At 26.3% G+C, this 1,348-nt stretch carries 2 protein-coding genes; one reads left to right on the top strand and one right to left on the bottom strand.

The annotated features are described in order from the left end of the window. The coding region (locus HMPREF3265_RS00575; protein ID WP_141745350.1) for a DUF536 domain-containing protein at nucleotides 1-448 on the bottom strand (448 nt) is incomplete at its 3' end. A 385-nt stretch (nucleotides 449-833) separates the two neighbouring features. On the opposite strand from HMPREF3265_RS00575, the gene HMPREF3265_RS00580 reads away from it, so the two are divergent. After that, on the top strand, nucleotides 834-1,348 hold a 515-nt coding region (locus tag HMPREF3265_RS00580; RefSeq protein ID WP_141748983.1), incomplete at its 3' end, for a replication initiator protein A.

Genomic DNA, 1,348 nt, shown 5'->3' on the forward strand with positions numbered 1-1,348 from the left:
TTTCTTCTTCTAATTGGCTTTCTAGTTTTTGAATCTTTTTATTACTTTCTAATGCTAATACTTGTTGGTTTTCAAGTAATTTCGACCTTTCTTGTAATTCTTTTCTATAAAATTCTATTGTCGTTTCATGACGTTTTTCTTGTTTTTCAAGTTGTTTATTTAAAGTATCTATTTGCTTTTCGAGTAGTTCAATTATTTGAACATCATATTTAGATTCGTTTTTTTTATTATCTGTTTTAACTTTCTCTGAACTTATATTAGTACTTTCAAAGCCATATTTCTTTTTATTTCTGATTACTCTTTGAATGATTTTTTCTACATCAACATCATTTTTAATGAATGAAGTATTATCCTGTTTTACTGTTTCTATATTCAATCTTTTTATATTATTAAATACAGTCTGTTTACTAACTTCCAATTCTTCACTTATTTCTTTAACGCTCTTCATATCTTCAACCCTTTATAAACACTTTATCAACCCTTTATAAATAAATTTTATCATAAATACTTTTATAAAGGGAGCTTGAGCAGTCTTAAAAAACCTTTTATAAACAGTTGACGATGATCTTGTCAACTGTTTATAAAAGGTTTTTAATGGGATTATAATATCTTTTATATGTTCTTTTTTAATGATATAATGTTCATAATACGTTTTAGTCCCAACTACTGGTAATAGTTGGGACTGGGTAATAAAACGTTACAATACGTTAGCTATTTAATTTGATATATGTATTATATACAACAATATCTACAGTTTGCAAGTCAAAAAGTTATGTGGGTTTGTAATGTTTTATTACCTCTATTCAAATTTAATTGGAAAGAGGTTTTTTATTATGTCTCGTAAAAATATTAAAAATCAAGCAAGTCAAAACTTTTATATGCTACATAAAGCATTATTTGTTAATGAAAAATATAAAAAATTAAGTGATAGTGCCAAAGTTACTTATGCAATTCTCAACGATAGAGTTAGCTTGTCGATTAAAAATAATTGGGTCGATGATAATGGGGATATATATTTCATTTTTACAAATGAAAGTCTCCAGAATATATTAGACAAAAGCAAGAATACAATTACTAAAATAAAAAAAGAACTTCAAGCAGTAGGGTTACTTGAACAAATACGTACAGGATTTAATAAACCTAATAAATTATATTTGCATGATATAGAAACTAATATTAGTGTAGAAAAAAGTATTCAATCCTCATCTATAACCTACAATGACAAGGAGTCCCAAAATTTGGGACTCCAGAATCCCGAAATTTGGGACTCCAGAAACTCAAAATTTGGGACTCCAGAATCCCAAATTTTAGACCCTAATGATACTGATTATAATGATACTGATTATAT

Origin of the sequence: Staphylococcus sp. HMSC62B09, from assembly GCF_001839115.1 — a bacterium.
In the GTDB taxonomy this organism is placed as follows: domain Bacteria; phylum Bacillota; class Bacilli; order Staphylococcales; family Staphylococcaceae; genus Staphylococcus; species Staphylococcus haemolyticus.